This window comes from Coleofasciculus sp. G2-EDA-02 (genome assembly GCF_040226375.1).
GTDB lineage: Bacteria > Cyanobacteriota > Cyanobacteriia > Cyanobacteriales > Coleofasciculaceae > Coleofasciculus.
Genome location: NZ_JAVKEW010000136.1, coordinates 1 through 19,139, shown reverse-complemented (window position 1 = coordinate 19,139; position 19,139 = coordinate 1). Strand labels below are relative to the sequence as shown.

General features: G+C 45.9%; 12 protein-coding genes and 1 pseudogene. 9 read left to right on the top strand and 4 right to left on the bottom strand.

What is annotated here, in order from left to right; genetic code table 11:
- Window positions 1–627: 627 nt before the first annotated feature.
- Window positions 628–1,308, bottom strand: a complete 681-nt coding sequence (gene cobO, locus RLO19_RS15445) for a cob(I)yrinic acid a,c-diamide adenosyltransferase (protein WP_446357729.1) — start codon at window positions 1,306–1,308, stop codon at window positions 628–630.
- A 139-nt stretch (window positions 1,309–1,447) separates the two neighbouring features.
- Between cobO and psaD the strand changes: the two genes are divergently transcribed.
- The 5 genes and pseudogenes from psaD to RLO19_RS15420 all read left to right on the top strand — a co-directional run bounded on the left by psaD (window position 1,448) and on the right by RLO19_RS15420 (window position 7,355).
- Complete coding sequence (gene psaD, locus RLO19_RS15440) at window positions 1,448–1,906, top strand: photosystem I reaction center subunit II (RefSeq protein WP_446338225.1); 459 nt, start codon at window positions 1,448–1,450, stop codon at window positions 1,904–1,906.
- 334 nt (window positions 1,907–2,240) lie between these two features.
- A pseudogene (locus RLO19_RS15435) lies at window positions 2,241–3,577 on the top strand (RNA-guided endonuclease InsQ/TnpB family protein).
- Between the two features lie 126 nt (window positions 3,578–3,703).
- Window positions 3,704–5,251, top strand: a complete 1,548-nt coding sequence (trpE, locus tag RLO19_RS15430) for an anthranilate synthase component I (RefSeq protein ID WP_446357727.1) — start codon at window positions 3,704–3,706, stop codon at window positions 5,249–5,251.
- A gap of 595 nt (window positions 5,252–5,846) precedes the next feature.
- The gene (locus tag RLO19_RS15425) at window positions 5,847–6,233 is read left to right on the top strand and encodes a hypothetical protein (RefSeq protein ID WP_446338227.1); all 387 of its coding nucleotides are present in this window, start codon (window positions 5,847–5,849) and stop codon (window positions 6,231–6,233) included.
- 249 nt (window positions 6,234–6,482) lie between these two features.
- Window positions 6,483–7,355 carry a fructosamine kinase family protein gene (locus tag RLO19_RS15420; protein WP_446357876.1) on the top strand — a complete coding sequence of 291 codons (873 nt, stop codon included), beginning with the start codon at window positions 6,483–6,485 and terminating at the stop codon, window positions 7,353–7,355.
- A 237-nt stretch (window positions 7,356–7,592) separates the two neighbouring features.
- On the opposite strand, the gene RLO19_RS15415 is transcribed toward RLO19_RS15420, so the two are convergent.
- Complete coding sequence (locus RLO19_RS15415; RefSeq protein WP_446357874.1) at window positions 7,593–8,675, bottom strand: hypothetical protein; 1,083 nt, start codon at window positions 8,673–8,675, stop codon at window positions 7,593–7,595.
- Between the two features lie 157 nt (window positions 8,676–8,832).
- Entirely contained in the window at window positions 8,833–9,834 is a 1,002-nt protein-coding gene (locus tag RLO19_RS15410; RefSeq protein ID WP_446357726.1) for a hypothetical protein, read from the bottom strand.
- Between the two features lie 589 nt (window positions 9,835–10,423).
- Between RLO19_RS15410 and RLO19_RS15405 the strand changes: the two genes are divergently transcribed.
- The 4 genes from RLO19_RS15405 (at window position 10,424) to RLO19_RS15390 (ending at window position 17,092) form a co-directional block, all read left to right on the top strand.
- Window positions 10,424–11,671, top strand: a complete 1,248-nt coding sequence (locus RLO19_RS15405; RefSeq protein WP_446357724.1) for an MFS transporter — start codon at window positions 10,424–10,426, stop codon at window positions 11,669–11,671.
- A 71-nt stretch (window positions 11,672–11,742) separates the two neighbouring features.
- Window positions 11,743–12,807: an LOG family protein gene (locus RLO19_RS15400; RefSeq protein WP_446357722.1), complete on the top strand. Its 1,065-nt coding sequence runs from the start codon at window positions 11,743–11,745 to the stop codon at window positions 12,805–12,807.
- Between the two features lie 438 nt (window positions 12,808–13,245).
- The gene (locus RLO19_RS15395) at window positions 13,246–16,452 is read left to right on the top strand and encodes a glycoside hydrolase family 9 protein (RefSeq protein WP_446357720.1); all 3,207 of its coding nucleotides are present in this window, start codon (window positions 13,246–13,248) and stop codon (window positions 16,450–16,452) included.
- Between the two features lie 418 nt (window positions 16,453–16,870).
- Window positions 16,871–17,092: a DUF6464 family protein gene (locus RLO19_RS15390; protein ID WP_446357719.1), complete on the top strand. Its 222-nt coding sequence runs from the start codon at window positions 16,871–16,873 to the stop codon at window positions 17,090–17,092.
- A 385-nt stretch (window positions 17,093–17,477) separates the two neighbouring features.
- On the opposite strand, the gene RLO19_RS15385 is transcribed toward RLO19_RS15390, so the two are convergent.
- Window positions 17,478–18,950 (bottom strand): leucyl aminopeptidase, encoded by a 1,473-nt coding sequence (locus RLO19_RS15385; RefSeq protein ID WP_446357717.1) that lies wholly within the window; start codon window positions 18,948–18,950, stop codon window positions 17,478–17,480.
- Window positions 18,951–19,139 lie beyond the last annotated feature (189 nt).

The following is a 19,139-nucleotide window of genomic DNA, read 5'->3' as shown; positions in this document are numbered from 1 at the left end:
GGGGGACGGAAGGGGGATAGAGGGGGATCAAAAAGCGGAACTATGGGTGATCAGTCTATACTTTGCAGTATTGAGAGCGAATTTGCCTAGTATAACGAATCCCCACAGGTAATGTATGGGAGTAGCGGTCTTCGCTGTAACATCTACAGTTACAGGCTCATAGGACTTGTCCACAAATAATCCGCCCTCGAAATCCTGAGAAAAAATTGTCCGACTTAATGGGGGTTGCTGCTCTGTCATTGTTCTATCCTGTAAATTTTGTCAATTGGCATCGGGAGTGAGCCACAGATAAATCGAATCCGCCCAAAAGTATCAATAGCAAAAGTGGCAAAGTCGTCACCGTCCTGTAACGCACCCTACAATTTGACTAAAATTGTGGACGAAATTTTACCGTTAAATGGGGCGCACGTCTGTCATGCGTGTCAACTTAAGCCACAACCCTTGCCAATCCTAATTTTCAGCGAGGGTGTCCCTGCTCCCTATAAAATTCATAGTTCCCTCGGAACACCTCTATAGGGCTCCCCCTGCTGCCCCTGCTGCCCCTGCTCCCCCTGCTTTTGGCGCTTAAGTTGACACCAATGCACGTCTGTGCGCCCCTACGTTTTTTTCAGATGTAAGGCTAATCCATTAAAATTCAATTCCCGGTTGCGCCTTAACTCCTTGTTCCCGAAATGGATGCTTCACTAGCGTCATTTCTGTGACTAAATCTGCCTGTTCAATTAATGCTTTCGGTGCGCCTCTTCCGGTTAAAATAACGTGAGACATTGCGGGCTTTTCCCCTAACCCTGCCAATACCTGCTCAACGTTTAAATATCCTAGTTTCAACGCCACATTCACTTCATCCAACAGCACTAAGCGAAACTCTGGGTTGTGGATAAACTCCAGCGCTTTTTCCCATGCGGCTTGAGCTTTAGTGATATCCCGTTCCCGATCTTGAGTTTCCCAAGTAAACCCCTCACCCATGGCGTGAAACTCCAACTGAGGCGTCTCCCCATTGGCGGCTTTTGTCCAATGCTCAAACGCCGCCTTCTCCGCCGGTTCCCAGGCTCCCTTGATAAACTGGATAATTGCTACCCGATAGCCATGACCGAGCGATCGCAAAACCATTCCTAGTGCGGCTGTCGTCTTCCCCTTGCCATTCCCCGTGTTTACAATAATTAACCCTTTCTCGGTTGACGCTTGAGCCAGACGTTGTTCCTGAACCTGTTTGCGTCGCTGCATTTTTTCGCGGTACTGCTCTGAGGTTAAACCAGAGGCTTTCTCAGATTCCTCAAATTCGCTAGATTCCCCGTAGGAACTGGTTTTCATCACCAATCACTCAAGACATAAGACTAAGAATTCATTACTAACTGTAACAGTTCTTGACAAAGTGACAAAATAAACCGGAACAGAATGATAGCATTCCCTAAATGCCCTATTTTCTTATACACGATTGAGAGAGACAGTTATGGCAGAAGCAGAAAACATGCAAGAAACAGGACAGCCTACTCTATCTGGCAAACCGCCCATCTTCGGCGGTAGCACCGGTGGCTTGCTGACTAAAGCCCAAGTGGAAGAAAAATATGCGATCACTTGGACTAGCCCCAAAAAGCAAGTCTTTGAAATGCCCACGGGCGGTGCGGCGATCATGAATCAAGGGGAAAACCTGCTTTATCTATCTCGTAAAGAGCAATGTCTGGCTTTGGGTGCCCAATTGCGGACGCAATTTAAGCCCAAAATTGAAGACTATAAGATTTACCGACTTTATCCCAATGGTGAAATTCAGTATCTGCACCCCGCAGATGGAGTCTTCCCCGAAAAAGTCAACGAAGGGCGTCCTTACGTCGGTAAGATTGACCGCAAGATCGGTAACAACCCAGAACCTGTTACCCTCAAGTTCAGCGGAAAGGCGACTTACGAGGTCTAGTTTCAGTAATCCGTTATCAGGCGAGTAGAATACCCATTCAGCACAGCTTGTTAGGGGGTTACTGACGGGTGCTGCACTGGTTAATCGGTTGCAGGTCTGTTAATTTGTTTGAAGGTTGGTGGTTCATCTGGGTGAACTGTTCAACCTTCAACAAAATTCGCCAGGATTCCCCCTCTGAAAAGCGAGTGAGCGTACCCTTCCCGAAGGCTTCGCCAACAGCTCACAAAGCGCAGGTGGGAGAGGAATGGCGGGACGGCGGAAGTATGAAGCCGTCCAATACCATACAAAAATCTTACGACTATGATAATATAGATGAAAGTCGTAAGCCTCAGTCATGTGGCAAACCCTAACCGCCAAACTAAAACTAGAAGTCACTCCGGAGCAAAAACAAATGCTTCGAGTGGCTTCTTTGGCGTATAGAGATGCCCTGAACTTCGCGTCTGGCGTTGCCTTTGAGATGGGTAAAACCTACAACGGCACCAAGATACAGAAGGAGGTTTATTACAGGTTGCGGGAGAAGTTTAGACTCCCGTCGCAGATGGCTTGTAACGTTCCCCGCCAAGTAGGGGCAACATACAAGTCATTGCGGACAAAACTGAAACAAAATGAGGAGGCGATAAAAGCTGGACGTACCAAGAAGCGATACAAAGGACTGGATAAACCACCCAAATATGTTTCTCGTACCTGCACATTAAATTATCAGCGTGACTACTCGTTTGTTAAAAACCAGAAAGTAAGTGTCATCACTTTAGATGGTCGAATCAAGGTGAATTATCATGGCTACTCCAAGCACCTTGAGATGATTAATTCTGGAGTAGCCAAAATCGGAGCAGCAAAGCTCTGGTACTCGAAACCTACCAAAGCTTACTACTTATTGGTGAGCATGGAGGTAGAAGTACCAGACTTAACAGCAACCGATATCAATCGAGTTATGGGGGTAGATGTTGGAGAGCGGTATATTGCCGTTGCCGCCGATACCCGTAACAAGACTCAGTTTTTCAGCGGTAAACAGGTGAGACACAAAGCTTCTCGTTATGTCAAGGCGAGAAAGTCTTTGCAGCGTAAAGGCACCCGTTCAGCAACCCGTAGATTGGTTGCAATATCTGGACGGGAGAGACGGTTTATCGCTGATACAAATCACTGCAAAAGCCAACCAAGTTGTAACGGATGGTACTTTAATTGGACTGGAGAATCTAACCCACATTCGAGAGCGGACAAATCCTAAGAGGAAGGGTAAAAAAGCATCTAAGAAACAACGTCGAGCTAACAGCAACAAGGCTCGTTGGTCATTTGCCGAATTACACGGCTTCATTGACTACAAGGCTGTGCTGTCTGGAAGTTTGGCTTTCAAAGTAGACGCTCACTACACTTCTGTGGCTTGTCCATGCTGCGGTCACATATCCAAAGAAAATAGACCCAACAAGGGTCTAACTTTTGTGTGTCAGCAATGCGGTTATACTCTCCATGCTGATGAGAGTTGGCGCTAGGAATGTTGCACTTAGAGTGTTGCTCTCTCGGCAAGACTGGGAGAGTACGGGGCGTTTTTCAGCCGTCCCTAATGCGTCGTCGGATGAAGGCAAAGCCGAACGCCTTTCGAGGTATTCGGAGCTGCGCTGGACGATAGATGCAATCTCCACCCTCGGTGAAACGGAGCCGTCAGGTGAAGTGTAGCAGGGTGGAGTCGTTGAATTTTGTAATTGGGGAATGTTCCAGACGTAGCCTGCTACGTCTGGAACATCTCATCTTCCTTATCTCCTTCATCTTCCCTACCATTCATAATTCATCCAGTTGAAGCCTATGATATTACCAGAGTTTTCTCAATTTTGCGCCCTGTCTCAACAGGGTAATTTTGTCCCCGTTTACCAAGAGTGGGTGGCAGATTTAGAGACTCCGGTGTCGGCTTGGTATAAAGTCTGTACGGGTCAACCCTATAGTTTTCTCTTGGAATCGGTGGAAGGGGGAGAAAATGTGGGACGCTATAGTTTGTTAGGGTGTGATCCGTTATGGGTGTTGGTCGCACGGGGCGATCGCACGACGCAGATGCACAGGAATGGCGCGGTGACGGAGTTTGAAGGTAATCCCTTTAAGGCTTTAACGGATTGCCTTAGCCCCTATCATCCGGTTAAATTGCCCCAATTACCACCGGGAATTGGTGGGTTGTTCGGGTTCTGGGGGTATGAGTTGATTCGCTGGATTGAACCTAGAGTTCCAGTTTATTCTCCATCTGATCAAGATTTGCCGGATGGATTGTGGATGCAGGTGGATAACTTGATAGTTTTTGATCAGGTGAAACGCAAAATATGGGCGATCGCCTACGCGGATTTACGGGATGCTCAAGGGGATTTGGAATCCGCCTATCAGCAAGCCTGCGATCGCGTCCAGACATTGGTGGATAAGCTGCAACTCCCTTTATCGAGTCAGGATACGGTTTTGGAATGGACGCCGCCAGGAACCACCAAGCAGCCGTTAAGCTATACCAGCAATACCCAAAAGGAACAGTTTTGTGCCAATGTGGACAAAGCCAAAGACTATATCCGCGCCGGTGATATCTTCCAAGTTGTCCTCTCCCAACGGCTTTCGGCAAACTATCAAGGTGATCCCTTTGCCTTATACCGTTCCCTGCGTCTGATTAATCCCTCGCCTTATATGGCGTATTTTAATTTTGGCGATTGGCAATTAATTGGGTCAAGTCCGGAAGTCATGGTTAAAGCTAGCCGATTACCCACAAAAAAACTACAAGCCACCCTGCGTCCCATCGCTGGTACCCGTCGCCGAGGTCAAACAATCCAGGAAGATGAAGCGTTGGCGCAAGAGTTACTGCAAGATCCCAAAGAAATTGCCGAACACGTTATGCTAGTGGATCTCGGTCGCAATGATTTAGGGCGCGTTTGTACGAGTGGGACGGTGAAAGTTGATGAAATAATGGTTATCGAACGCTATTCCCATGTTATGCACATTGTCAGTAATGTGGTGGGAGAACTTGCCGAAAATAAAACGGCTTGGGATTTATTCAAAGCCTGCTTTCCCGCCGGAACCGTCAGTGGCGCACCGAAAATTCGGGCGATGGAAATTATTCACGAATTAGAACCGGAACGGCGGAGTGCTTATTCTGGAGTCTATGGCTGGTATGACTTTGAAGGGCAGCTCAATAGCGCGATCGCGATTCGCACTATGGTGGTTCGTCCTCATACATCTAGCACACATACAGTATCTGTGCAAGCCGGTGCTGGTTTAGTCGCCGATTCTAACCCGGAAAAAGAATACGAAGAAACTTTAAATAAAGCCAGAGGATTATTAGAAGCCATTCGTTGCTTACAAACAACCGACGAACGTCAACAGTCATAAGTCATCAGTCTTAGGGTAGGACTTCCTTTTGCCACTCACACAGGCTTGTCACTGATAATTTATCAAAATCACCGATTGTCAAAGACTAGGATAAGGCGGTAGAAATAACAACCTGCTGAAAACTTGTCTCCCTTGTCCCCTAAGAGTGGGTTAAAATTTTCTGTGCCCCCTGCACTAGGATGAGGTTACAAAGGAGGCAAAATCGGCTTATACTGGTGGGAAAGTCTCGTTGATACGGTCTAGATAGTATAACTTGAGAGAGAACCTGTAATACAACTTGAGAGAGAAATTTCAGATTTATTTTTGAGTTATAACTATAGTAGTACAGTACAGCGTCAATTGAACACCCATTCAAAAAAACTGTAAACTAGCCAGTGAAAAGATGTGTGTGACTTGTGACTTCCAATGTAGGGGCACTAAACTTAAGCGGGAAGTTAAATTAGGGGTCTTGCCAATTGGATTAAAAACATTGCCTGCTCAGTTATGAGCATTAAAAAGTCTTATATCCGGTTGATTCCCAAATCATCTGTAATAAATAAATGTGTAATAAATAGCTGTACTATTCTAGGTGAAAAAATACTTTGAGGTGAATGACATGCAGAATAAGCAAGCTGATAATTTTTATTTAAGCCAGTCTTCAATATCCCTGCAACAGATCAATACAGAACAACCATCACAATATCCATTTCGGACAAACCCCGGAGAAGGCAACTCTTCAGCCTTTGAGGAAAACGGAGGTTTATTATTTATGCCCCTGAGCTTGATGGTAATGGCTTGGGTTGTCTTAATTTTATTACGATCAAATTTATTAAAATCATTCAGGAATCGATTAACGCCCATCAAAGGTTTACATCAAGTTCCCTGCTTAAATTGCAAATATTTTAAAAATGATCCGTATCTGAAATGTGCTGTAAATCCCTGTGCAGTATTAACAGCAGAAGCTACAGATTGTTCTGACTATTGCCCAAAAGATAGCGAATAATTTTCTGTCGGAATCACTTAGATCGTCGGTTGGTTTAACCCCAGTTAGCGACTAAAATGAAGTAATCAGTCATAAAAAAAATTTTTTTGTAGCTTCTGTTACAGTTTTTTGTAAATTCTAGTATTGCTTTCGATTGTACCGACTGATGTTTGAGAAAGCAGAAGGCTCCAGGAAAAACAGGCTCAACGCCGATCCTCCTTTCTGATAAACTGACCTTGGAAGTCTGCCCGGAACATACCAATGTCAACGATGTGGACAGAGATAGCTGCCCAGATTAGCAACGTCACAGGCAAACCCTTTGAAGTAGTCAACCGCCGTCCGGTGAGTGGCGGCTGCATTAATCAGGGTTGTGCGCTAATCGGTGAAAATGCTACATATTTTGTCAAGATTAATCAAGCCTCTCAAGTGAGTATGTTTGAAGCAGAGGCGTTGGGGTTAAAGCAAATGCTTCAAACCCATACCATTAGAGTTCCGCAACCGATCGCGTGGGGTGTCGCGGCAGATTCAGCATACATTGTCCTCGAGTGGCTGGAATTTGGCAGTGGGAATAACGAATCCTGGGTGGAAATGGGACGCCAGCTAGCGGCGATGCATCAGGCGACTCCTCCCCAAGGGAAACAAGGGCGGTTTGGTTGGAACCAAAACAACACCATTGGTTCAACACCACAAATTAACGATTGGATGGACGATTGGGCAGAGTTTTTTGCCGAACATCGATTAGGATATCAATTCAAACTAGCACAGCGTCGCGGGGGACATTTCCCGGGGCAAGATAAATTATTGACGAAAGTTCCCCAATTGTTGGATCATCAGCCAAAACCTTCTCTGATTCACGGGGATTTATGGGGGGGGAATGCCGCTGTTACCAAGTCAGGGGAACCTCTAGTGTTAGATCCGGCAACTTATGTAGGCGATCGCGAAGCGGATATTGCCATGACAGAATTGTTTGGTGGCTTTCCTGCGGCGTTCTATCGGGGGTATAACCAAGTGTGGCAGTTAGATTCGGGGTATAAGCAGCGCAAAACCTTGTATAACTTGTACCATATTCTCAATCACTTTAATCTCTTTGGCGGTGGGTATGGATCGCAAGCCAATCGGATGATTGAGCAAATTATCGGCTAAGATTTGGGTAAGGTAGTTCACAAATTGACAATGGATAATGAACAATGGATAATGACCTCTCCTTAAAAGAAGAGGATTGAATTTAAGGAAAATATTTTTTAATTTATTCGTAAACGAAGAGGTCTTAGACCCAATTAATCAATTATCAATTATCAATTATTAATTATCCATTGATAAACGCGAGTAGAGACGTTACCTGCAACGTCTCTACTGTTCCCATAAGTGCCGCTGCACGTCTTATTTCGTCTTCGTTTGCCCTTTGGCTTGTTCTAAGGCAATTTCTTTGAGCGCTTGATAAGAATTGGAATTTGAGGTTCCTTCAATTGCCTTAACCGCTAAATCTTGCACCTGTTTCAGAGCCCCATCTAGTTGCTTGGAGAGGTTTTGAATGCGGGCTTGCTGACTTTCAATGGTTTGTTGTAGTGATTGAATCCGTAGATCATAGAAGCGCTTTTGTCCATCGATTTCTAACTGTTGTAAATCTGCCTTAACTTTTACTTGATTATTCGCGATCGCCTTTCCTTGTTCTCTGGCTTTCTTCACCGCCGCTTCTTTTTCTTGGTCAAAGGCATCTACCTTAGATTTTAACTCGTCAAACTTCTGCTCCTGTTGTGCGATCGCCCTTTCTCGCTCCTCCCACTGCTGCTGTTGCGCTTGATGGGTTTCTTCCAGTTCCTTATACAGGACTTTCTGTTGCTGTTCGTAAGCGTCTTGATCTAAATTGCGGCGTAATTCTAAATCATACTTGTACTCTTGAGCCTCCCGTTGACGACTTCTTTCATGATCTTCATTCCGTTCTTTAATTGCCTGTTGATGCTCATCCTGCTCTTTTTGCCAAGCTTGCCGCAAATCTTGAATTTCTTGCTCTAAAGCTTCTCGTTGTTGACTGAATTCTGCTTCAAATGCTTTGGAGTTTTCCTCGTAAGTTTCAATTAAATCATCCAGGGTATCTTCTTCAATTTCGTCTAAATCATATAAGGCTTCAAGCTGTTGACTTTCTTCAGCAACCGCTTGTCGTAGTTCTTGTAAATTCGCGGCTTCCGAGGTGAGTTTTTCGGATAACTTACTAACAGCACTCCCAAATCCCAATTGCAGTTCAACCAAGCTATTTATTGTCGCCGTCATTTTATCAGAAGCGGCGGATAGCTTTTTGCTAATGATTCCAGAGGGCTGATCATTTGAGGACGCACTGTTATCTTTAACCTCCTTCTGAAGCTGTTTCAGTTTGCTTTCTAATTCTTTCCGCTCTTTCCATAATTCTTCATAAGATTCGAGAATTTCAGCTTTGGTATTTTTGCTATTGGGTTTGCTTGCCATAATTTTTACCTGGGATATTCTGATTCGTGTTCGAGTGTCGCTGGGTGGAATTACAGTGCGTGCAGAAGTCAAAAGTTAGATGATTTGCGCTTTCATAACCTAACAAATGACCTATAATTAATGACGATTCACACCATTAAGTTGAATGATGCCAACCTAATTAGCCTTTAATCTTTTCGGCATTATTAGCATTAGCTGAACTATCAAACGCTCTCATCGCTAACGCCTGAGATTGCTTGAGGCTATCTTGTAGCTGAGCATAGAGTTGATTAATTTCTTCAGTCTGTTTTTGAATGGTTTCTTCTAGAGATTGAAGCTTGAATTCATAACTCTGCTTGGTAGATTCCCACTCTTTCTCCAGTAACTCCGCTTTGACTTTGGCGTCTTGGTGAACGTCTTTAATCGCCTCTTCCCTGGCTGTTTTTACAGACTCGTCTAAGTCTTTCGGGAAGCCATCTACTTTTTGTTGATACTCTTTAAATAGAGGCTGACGCTCTTGCAGAATCTTTTCCCGTTCTGACCATTGTTTTTCCTTTTCTTGATTGGCTTCGCGCAGTTCTCGTTCTTGATTTCGTTTTAAGGTTTCATACTCATCGGCTTCAATTTTGCGCTGACGTTCTAGTTGGTAGGTATAGTCAGATTCTTGCTGTTGTCGCTCTTTGGCTAAGGATTCATTTGCTTCCTGAACCTTCTGCTCAAATTCTGCCTGTTCTTTTTGCCATGATTTGTGTTTGTCAGCTTTATCTTTCTCGATCGCCTGACGCTGTTCTGTCGTCGTTTGTTCTAGTCGCTTCAGGTTTTCCTGGTGTTCTTGAGTCAGGATATGCAAGGCGTCAGCGACAACGCGAATTTGCTGCAAGTATTGTAATTGCTGAGTTTCTACCTCAATGGCTAACTTAAGTTCGTCACGTTTGGCGGATTCGGTAGTTAATTTTTCTGAGAGTTCGTTAATAATTGTGCCAAAATCTAATTGTAAATCCGCTAGTCCTTTGACAATACTATCGACGGTGTAAGTTGAGGCGACTTCTAGAACCTGTTGGTTTTTCTGTTTTTCGGCTTCTTCTTCTTTGGTGGCAATTTTGGAGTCAATGGTTTTTCGTTGGCTCAGGATTTGCTCAAAGGCTTTAAAAATTTGATCTTTACTGTCTTTGGTTGCAACCACAATTGTTCTCCTTATCCTGAATAACTTAAATCAATCGGCGATCGCATGTTCCCCAGTTTAGTCTCCAGGGACTGGGTGTGGATGTGATCGGCGCGTCTATGGCTGTTCACTCGCGTTGACTAATTTAGTACATTTGTACTATAAATACTATACTCATATTCTTCTACGACTGTCAAGTCCAGCAAGCAGCGCTAAGACAGCGTAGATGAGAGGTATATCGAGAATTTGCCGAAATTTAACAGATAAGCGTTAATTTTGCTCTATCAATTCTTTGAGGGGTTACAGCAGACAAGCTGAAAGCGGGATTCTACCGTTACCCATTCAGACAAACCAATCCATCGGGCGAGGAAGGTGGTTTCGTCAAATGTTAAGAATGTTAAATAGAAAGAGATGACTCCGAAGAAAGACGTTTGCTCAAGGGGATTGGGTGAAGCTTATGAGCAGAGGCTTGTGGGTCTTTTGTCAAAAGATAGCTCCGCTTCGCTAACACCCCGACAAACGCCAGATGTGTTTCTTCCATCTAGAACGGATGCGGTTGCGTTCGTGGGAGGTTCTTAACGACGTTTCAATCAGGATACTCAAGGAAGGCATGAAAATCTTCATAACCATGGAAGCGCAACAACGCCGGAATCTACTCACTCTATTTGCTGCGGGTCTCCTGTTTTGGTCAAGCTTAGCTTCGATGCTACCCGCATTGCCCCCTTACATTGAAGATATGGGAGGAACGACACAGCAAGTCGGGATAGTGATGGGCAGCTTTGCCATCGGGTTATTGGTGTTTCGACAAAGTTTGGGACATTTGGCTGATCACCATAGCCGTAAACTGGTGTTGCTGATTGGTACGATTGTGGTGGCGATCGCACCCTTAGGTTATCTGTTCGCGGATTCTATGGCTTGGTTAATCGCCATCCGGGTCTTTCATGGGGTTAGTTTAGCGGCGTTTACGACGGGCTATATCGCTTTGGTGACTGATTTGTCACCCGTGGGTCAACGGGGAGAGTTAATTGGCTATATGAGTCTGGTAACACCCTTGGGTATGGCATTAGGTCCAGCCTTGGGGGGATTGCTTGAGGCTCAAGCCGGTTACAATGCTTTTTTTCTATTTTCCGGGGGGCTGGGTTTATGCGGATTTGTTTGCGCCACTCAGGTGAGGGAACCTCAGCGAGTCCAGGGAGCACAACAGAAAACGGCTAAACTGACCTTCAAAGGATTTTGGCAGTTATTAGCGAGTCCCCGTCTGCGGATTCCCGCCCTGGTGTTGCTGTTGGCTGGGTTGGCGTTTGGTGGGGTAAGTACCTTTTCGGCGTTGTATATCCGAGCAACGAATGTCGATTTAAATGCGGGCTGGTTTTTCACGGCGACGGCGATAGGGAGTTTCGGGATGCGTTTAATCGCGGGTCGGGCGTCTGATTATTACGGGCGAGGTGTGTTTATTACGGGAAGTCTGATTTGTTATGGAGTTGCCTTAAGCCTATTTTCTCAAGCGCAAACGCCACAAGCCTTTTTGTTGATTGGTCTGATTCAAGGGTCAGGGGCTGGTGTGTTATTACCGTTGATGATCGCCTTAATTTCCGATCGCTCCGGTGCCCATGAACGTGGGCGCGTGTTCTCGGCTTGTATTGCGGGGTTTGATTTAGGGATTGCGATCGCAGGACCAGTTGGCGGTACCATAGCTCAACCTCTGGGCTATCCCGGCATTTTTCTGTGCGCGGCGGGTTTGATTGTCTTAGCCCTGATTATTTTTACCACTCAATCGAGCAAAACCTTCTCTCATTCTCTCCGATTTGCTCTAGGGCGGGAGCGAGATATTTATGTTTATCGGGAGGTTGAGTCCTAAGTCCTAGTTGCATTCACTGACAAAGATAAGTTAAATGTCGATAAAATAGAAAGCCATTCGCAAATGTAGCAATGACTCCATCTCGTTCAGACTATGATCCGCAGTTACTTAAGAGCGATTTAGCGGCACTCATTGATCGACTGCCAAATTCGACTTATGAAAAATGGATTCAACGTGCCTTAGGTGTAGTCATTCGACTGACTGAGGAGGAAATTGAGCGCCTGGACTGGAAAATCCTCGCGGCGACGTTAGAGGATATGGAATCTGCTTTTCAAGTTTTCTATCCCTATCGTCACGTCCGCAAGGTCACAATTTTTGGTTCAGCACGGATTGACCCCCAGACACCTGAATATAAACTCGCATCCGAGTTCGCCCGCTATTTAACCAAGCACGGTTTTATGGTCATGACAGGCGCTGGGGGTGGGATTATGGAGGCAGGGCATTTAGGCGCTGGCGCGAAAAATTCCTTTGGGTTAAATATTCAGCTTCCCTTTGAGGAAACGAATCCTTTTATTAAGGGAGATCCTAAACTCATTCGGTTTAAATATTTCTTTACCCGCAAACTATTTTTCCTTAAAGAAAGTGACGCGATCGCACTTTTTCCCGGTGGCTTTGGTACGCAGGATGAAGCCTTTGAATGTTTAACCCTATGTCAGACAGGGCGATTGGAACCAGTACCCTTGGTCTTGATTGATCGTCCCGGCGGTACGTACTGGCAGGATTGGGATGCCTATATTCGCAAGCATTTAATTCAACGAGAGTTGATCAGCCCGGAAGATACTAGCCTTTATACAGTTACCGATAATCTGGAGGTGGCTTACGAGGCGATTCATCTGTTTTACAGTGTGTATCACTCTAGTCGTTATGTCGGCAATCGGTTCGTGATGCGTCTTAAATCGGAGTTGTCCGATGCTGATGTTGAACGGCTTAATGCTGAGTTTAGTGACATTGTAGTCAATGGTCAAATTGAAAAAAGCAAGGCTTTACCCGCAGAACTCCCCGATGAAACGGCGAATCTGCCCCGCTTAATTTTTTACTTTAACCGCAAAGATTCTGGGCGTCTCTATCAACTAATAGCTAGGATTAGTCAAATGGCGGCTGCATCCCCAGAAACAACTCATCCTGAGCGTAAATAAAGGGATTGGAGAAGTTGGGAGTTTTGCTCCAACGCACTTATTAGTGCGAGAAGGCAGAAATAACTGAACAGCTAACATCTCCCCCCGCTCCCTCTGCACCCCCTGCACCCCCTGCACCCCCTGCACCCCTTCTTCTTGAAAAAGGGGAGGGAGAAAAATTCACCCAAAGAAAATTATATTTTTCATTATATAAATAATTGTATTTATTATTATTTAACATAATATATTTATTTCATTTTTCCTCTATTAATCTTTAAATTAACTTCATTAAAGCCTGATGACAATTCATATTTAGCTTGCCACAATAGTCATTAGTGGTACCTACCGATAACGCTACAAGAATACAAAAGCGATACTGATTGTAGCCGCAAATTAATGATCTAGGAACAAGAAACCGTCTTGTTTTCGATCAATGCGCTCAATAATAGGAGTTAAAGAATGACTTTTGCTGTTGATTTTGATGTTACCAATAACTGGGGAAGTGGCTTTACCGCGAATCTTTCAATTGCTAACAATAGCTCCAGCCAAGTAAATAGCTGGACTTTGGAGTTTGAAGCTCCCTTTGAAATTACCAATATCTGGAATGCGGAAATTGTTAGCAAAGAAGGCAACCGTTATACAATCGGCAACCTTAGCTATAACGGCACTCTGGCGGCTGACGGTAGTCTTTCTATCGGTTTCAACGCTGATGGTAACAGTGCTGAACCAACGGGCTACATTCTGAATGAAAAACCCATTGGCACGTCTCCTTCAATACCGACTCTCTCTGTTAATGATGTAACCGTTACTGAAGGTGACACCGGTACCGTTTCGGCTGAGTTTGTGGTGAACCTGTCCGAAGCGAGTGACAAACCTGTAACGGTTGAATACAGTACCGCTAATGGCACAGCGACGGCGGGTTCTGACTACACCGCCAAATCTGGCATAATCACGTTTGCGGCTGGAGAAACCTCTAAGATTATCAATGTGCCTGTAACTGGGGACACGAGGGTAGAGAGCAATGAAACCTTCAGATTTAACCTCTCCAATGCCAGCAACGCGACGATTGCTGATGCTCAAGGGGTGGGTACGATTCGCAATGATGACTCCAGCACTCCCCCAGCTAATACCTCCATCCGGATTCAAGCGGAAGACTATATCAATTTCTTTGATAAAAGCGCTGGTAATACAGGGGGAGCCTATCGTTCCGATAATGTTGATATCCAAGCCACCAAAGATGTGGGTGGCGGCTACAATGTGGGCTGGATTCAGCAAGGGGAATGGCTAACCTACGATGTCAACGTTCCCACAGCCGGAACCTACGATATTGTTGCTCGTGTTGCCTCAGCGTCGTCAGGTACGCGCAGCTTAAAGGTTTCGGTTGAAGGTCAAAGCAAAACCCTAAGCTTTGGCGGAACAGGTGGCTGGCAATCTTGGCAGAATGTGACGGCTCAAGGTGTGAACCTCTCCGCAGGTAGCCAACAATTGCGCCTGGATATGCTCTCCGACTCGTTCAATGTTAACTACATTGAATTAGTTCCCAGAACCAGTTCACCCACGCAGCCAACTCTTTCGATTAATGATGTCAGCATCACCGAAGGCAATACTGGCACTAAAAATGCCACCTTTACCGTCAACCTCTCCGCCGCTAGCACTCAAACCGTCAGTGTGAATTACGCCACGGCGAATGACACAGCCATTGCTGGGTCTGACTATACGGCTAAATCCGGTACATTGAGTTTCACTCCTGGGCAAACCAGTAAGACGTTTACTGTACCGATTATCGGAGACACCCTGGATGAGGTGAATGAAAGGTTTAAAGTAAACCTGTCCCAAGCCACCAACGCGACGATTGCGGATTCTCAAGGTGTCGGCACAATTGTCGATAATGATGATTCTGCCCCAGTACTGTCACAGTTATCTATCAATGATGTCAGCATCACTGAAGGCGATAGTGGCACGCAAAACGCCACCTTTACCGTCAAACTCTCCGCCGCTAGCACTCAAACCGTCAGTGTGAATTACGCCACGGCGAATGACACAGCCATTGCTGGGTCTGACTATACGGCTAAATCCGGTACATTGAGTTTCACTCCTGGACAAACCAGTAAGACGTTTACCGTACCCATCTTGGGTGATACAACGGTAGAGGGCAATGAAACCTTTAAAGTGAATCTCTCCCAAGCCACTAACGCCACGATTGGGGACGCTCAAGGGGTAGGCACTATTACCAACGATGATGTATCCCAACCCCCTCCTCAGCAAGGGGCTTTTAACTATGGAGAGGCGCTTCAGAAGTCCATCCTTTTCTACTATGCTCAACGCTCTGGCGACCTACCCGATACCAATCCTATCCCTTGGCGCGGCGATTCTGCCTTAAACGATGGCTCAGATGTGGGGCGTAACCTCACAGGCGGTTACTACGACGCGGGCGACCATGTTAAGTTCGGCTTACCAGGAGCCGCTTCAATAACAATGCTGGGTTGGGGCGCGATTGAATACCAGGAGGCGTATCAGCAAAGTGGACAATTTGAAGAAATTCTAGACTCGATTAAGTGGGGTACTGATTACATCCTCAAAGCCCACGTCACCGATAGCCAAGGCACTAAAGAGTTTTTCGGACAAGTGGGAGACGGTAACATCGACCACGCTTTCTGGGGCGCTCCGGAAAACATGACCATGGAACGACCCGCCTATAAAATCGACCGCTCCAATCCTGGGTCTGATTTAGCCGGGGAAGCGGCGGCGTCTCTGGCTGCGGCTTCGATTGTCTTCCGAGATGTAGACAAAGCCTACGCGGATAAACTGCTCCAGAACGCGAAACAACTCTACGATTTTGCCGACCAATATCGCGGCACGTATACTGACGCGATTCCCGATGCGGGTCAATTTTACAATTCCTTCAGTGGTTTCCAAGACGAGTTAGTTTGGGGCGCTACTTGGCTGCACAAAGCAACTGAAGCGGCGGGTAGTACGGATACAACCTATCTCAACAAAGCCGAAAGTTTATACCAGGGAATTGGTCCGGGGTGGACGCAATCCTGGGATGACAAATCTTATGGTGCGGCTATCTTGTTGGCTCAAGAAACTGGAAACACTAAGTATAAGGGTGATGTGGAAGGCTGGTTAAACTCCTGGCTTCCTGGCGGTAGCACCCCAACCTATACTTCCGGTGGACTCGCATGGCTGAGTCAGTGGGGTTCCCTGCGCTACAGCGCCAATACCTCATTCTTGGCTGGCGTCTACGCGGATACGGTGAATGACCCCAACGGGAAATACTCTGATTTTGCTGAGGGGCAAATTGACTACATTCTGGGCGATAATCCTAGAAACTTTAGTTACATGGTTGGTTTTGGTGAGGACTATGCGCTCAACCCTCACCACCGTGCCGCTTCTGGAGTGACTAATATTAGCGATTCTCGCGATAATCAGCACATTCTCTACGGGGCGCTTGTGGGGGGTCCAGCTTCAGCCAATGATTTTGATTATGTTGATGAGCGCACGGACTTCATTCGGAATGAAGTGGCGATGGACTACAATGCTGGCTTAACGGGGGCATTGGCTAGAATGTATGGGGAATTAGGCGGACAAACGCTCGATACTATTTCGGGACTCAACCTCGATAAGTTGAATGCGTTGACCGTTGCGGATGTAGTCGCTTCCTAGAGAAGGGAAAGCCGGATAGCTGAGAAATTATCCTGCTGCCAATTTGGTTTGATGAGAAGCAATTAGTGGGGGTATTTTACTACAAAGGATGTTTCAAGTATAGCAACCGCCATAGCGGTTAGGACACATCTTATGGTAGAGACGTTGCAGGCAACGTCTCTACTACTGTTCGGAAAGTCCTAATCGATGTGTCTACGGTTTTGTCCTTGTTCATTCTCCGATTGTTTGCTCAAAAGCTTGTTGAAAATGGACTGAACTATTCCCTAGGGCAAGGTGCAAAATATAATGAATGCATAAGGTTTCCCTTTGTATCTGTGCAATCGGGCAGATATTTTATGGCACAATTAGGCGTTATTATACCATTGTCTACAGAAAATTAAGGAAATAAATCCCAAAACTGTATTGGGTTAAGTTAGCGATGACAACAATTGGATTTAAACGCATGCGTCTGAACTCTCATGCTCAGATTAAACGCTTGATTGATTTTCACGAGCAACGAATGAGGCAATTATCAAAAACGGTCGATAAAAAATATACCTGTCGATATTATGCTAAGTCAGCGTTTTTGCTTTGTGCTGTGAACCCTCTTGGTTCCTGCGAACGCTGTCGAGATTATGAACCGGATGTGACTTTTGATTAGAGACTCATCCGATAAAAATTTATTACCCTCTTTAGCATATTCCTTCTCGAATAGCAAGACATAAAATTCGTTCTGGCTTCGATAATTTAATGCATTCGCCCTGTAGGGGCGCACAGACGTGCGCCCTTTATTCAATTGTGGAATAGGTTGTAGGTTGGGTTGAGGAACGAAACCCAACAAAAGATAGGGACCAATGCCCTTACTACAAGCCAAATCTAATCTATCAAATTAGGTGTGCCACGCCACTACAAGATTGAAAAATTTCCTCACACACCTTAGTCAGGGCGCAAGCATTGCGCCCCTACGAATCCATCAAACTCAGTTAAACGTTTGTAGTCAGCGAGGCGATCGTTTATAGCACGCTTCGTGAAACTACGAATTTAGCTTATGCCAAAACCCAGTTGACCAGTGTGCGAACTGGAAAACCCGTAGCCCCGGCATTATTGCAACCGTCTTCTTTATCTGCCCACACCGGACCTGCAATATCTAAATGCGCCCAAGAGGTCTGTTTAACAAACTGCTTTAAAAATAGAGCCGCCGTGATTGAACCACCAGCACGAGGACCGGTGTTTTTCATGTCAGCAATCGGTGACTTCATTCCCTCAAAATATTTCTCTTCCATCGGCATCTGCCAGAATTTTTCGCCCGCTTTTTCCGATGCTGTTTTGAGTTGAGTGGCGAGGGTGTCATCGGTTGTCCAAAGTCCACCAATATCATTGCCGAGAGCCACAACACAAGCCCCGGTGAGGGTGGCTAAATCCACGATCGCGTCCACCTCTAGCTTTTCGGCAAACACCAGAGCATCAGCCAGCGTCAGCCGCCCTTCGGCATCGGTATTATTCACTTCAATGGTTTTACCATTGGACGCCGTAAGGATATCACCAGGATGCAACGCATGACCACTAATCATATTCTCCGTCGCTGCACTAATAAAGTGAACCTCGACATCCGGCTTTAATTCACCAATGGCTTTGGCTGCACCAAAGGTAGCACCCGCCCCTCCCATATCCATTTTCATGGTTTCAATACCGCTACCTGAGACTTTCAGATTCAAGCCACCAGAATCAAAGGTTAATCCTTTGCCCACAATCGCCACTTTTCGACGCGGTGTCCCTTCTGGTTTGTAGGTGAGATGAATAAACTTGGGTGGCATTTCTGAGGCTTGCGCCACGCCCAAAAACGCGCCCATGCCCAACTTTTCGCATTCTTCTCGCTCTAATACTTCTAGCGTCATGCCATAAGCGGAGGCAATATCCTGTGCCGTCTGTGCCAACGTCATTGGTGTTACAGAATTCGGAGGGGCGGCGACTAACTCTCGTGCTAAGATTACGCCTTCACCAATCGCATTGGCTTGGTTAATTGCATCTTGGACATCACCGAGTCCGAGTAATTCAACCTGTTCTAATTTCGCACCCTTATCTTCAGGTTCCGACTTAAAGCGATTATCGACATGCAGTGCTAGAGTAATCCCTTCCGTTATTGCTTGAGCGCTGAGGGCGGCATCATTATTCGCCGCAGGTAGACTAATACCCAGGGTTTTGCTCTTTTGCTGCTTTGCCATCCGCGCGATCGCAGCCGAACTTCGGCGTAAACTATCTACCGTTAGGGCATCAGATTTTCCCAGCCCAACTAAAATAACTTTGCGAACTGAGCTACCGGCACCCACACGAGTTACAGCACTATTGCCAACGCTTCCCTTAAATTCGCTTTCCTCAATCAGTTCCTTAAGCGTACCTGAGAGTTTCTGATCAAGCTGGGCTAAGTCGCCCGTTAACTCCACAGCATCTTCAAAGAATCCCAGTGCTAGGGCATCACCAGTCCAATCTACCCGTGGTGTATCCGTTGCTCGAATTTCCATTCCTGCGTTCTATCTCTTATCTTTTACCTCATCTTCAGTATTGCATTTTTGACACTCCCCGTCCTATAAGTACGGGGATTCTTAGTTCCGCGACACACCTTACAGCTATCTATCCTTGCGGCAATACTTAAACCAAATACCCGTAGAAAACTACCAAGTATTGAGCCTAACTTAGATAACCCCAGAGGG

Coding starts and splice junctions, on each gene's coding strand:
- cobO (WP_446357729.1), bottom strand. CDS start 1,308: ATGAAAACCAGTTCCTACGGGGAATCTAGCGAATTTGAGGAATCTGAG.
- psaD (WP_446338225.1), top strand. CDS start 1,448: ATGGCAGAAGCAGAAAACATGCAAGAAACAGGACAGCCTACTCTATCT.
- trpE (WP_446357727.1), top strand. CDS start 3,704: ATGATATTACCAGAGTTTTCTCAATTTTGCGCCCTGTCTCAACAGGGT.
- RLO19_RS15425 (WP_446338227.1), top strand. CDS start 5,847: ATGCAGAATAAGCAAGCTGATAATTTTTATTTAAGCCAGTCTTCAATA.
- RLO19_RS15420 (WP_446357876.1), top strand. CDS start 6,483: ATGTGGACAGAGATAGCTGCCCAGATTAGCAACGTCACAGGCAAACCC.
- RLO19_RS15405 (WP_446357724.1), top strand. CDS start 10,424: ATGAAAATCTTCATAACCATGGAAGCGCAACAACGCCGGAATCTACTC.
- RLO19_RS15400 (WP_446357722.1), top strand. CDS start 11,743: ATGACTCCATCTCGTTCAGACTATGATCCGCAGTTACTTAAGAGCGAT.
- RLO19_RS15395 (WP_446357720.1), top strand. CDS start 13,246: ATGACTTTTGCTGTTGATTTTGATGTTACCAATAACTGGGGAAGTGGC.
- RLO19_RS15390 (WP_446357719.1), top strand. CDS start 16,871: ATGACAACAATTGGATTTAAACGCATGCGTCTGAACTCTCATGCTCAG.
- RLO19_RS15385 (WP_446357717.1), bottom strand. CDS start 18,950: ATGGAAATTCGAGCAACGGATACACCACGGGTAGATTGGACTGGTGAT.